Origin of the sequence: Myxococcus llanfairpwllgwyngyllgogerychwyrndrobwllllantysiliogogogochensis, from assembly GCF_006636215.1 — a bacterium.
Lineage (GTDB): Bacteria > Myxococcota > Myxococcia > Myxococcales > Myxococcaceae > Myxococcus > Myxococcus llanfairpwllgwyngyllgogerychwyrndrobwllllantysiliogogogochensis.
The window spans coordinates 1-394 of sequence record NZ_VIFM01000964.1; the positions used below are offsets into that span (position 1 = coordinate 1).

General features: G+C 65.0%; 1 protein-coding gene. It reads left to right on the forward strand.

The genetic code is table 11. The features are described 5' to 3' along the window. Window positions 1–394 (forward strand): glycoside hydrolase family 3 C-terminal domain-containing protein (locus FJV41_RS56465; RefSeq protein WP_181791651.1); only part of this gene is annotated, 394 nt, incomplete at both ends.

Genomic DNA, 394 nt, shown 5'->3' on the forward strand with positions numbered 1-394 from the left:
ATGTCCGACTGGTACGGCATCAAAGACCGCCCGGCGTCGCTGCTGGCGGGCAACGATCTGGCGATGCCGGAAACCCGCCGCGATAAGCGGACGCTGCTGGCGGCGATTGAGTCAGGAGAGGTGCCTCTGGCGGTGGTCGACCGCGCCTGCCGGAGAATGCTGGCGCTGCTGGAAAAGGTGCAGCGCCACCGTCGCCCGGAGACCCGGGCCGATTTCACGGCCCATCACCAGTTGGCGCAGCAGCTGGCCGGGGAGTCAATCGTCTTGTTGAAAAATGAAGACAACCTTCTGCCGCTTACCCCGGAGCGCAGCCGTCGGATTGCGGTATTGGGCAAGCCGGCGCAGGAGCCGGTGATTCAGGGATCGGGCTGTGCCACCACGGTACCCTATTTGC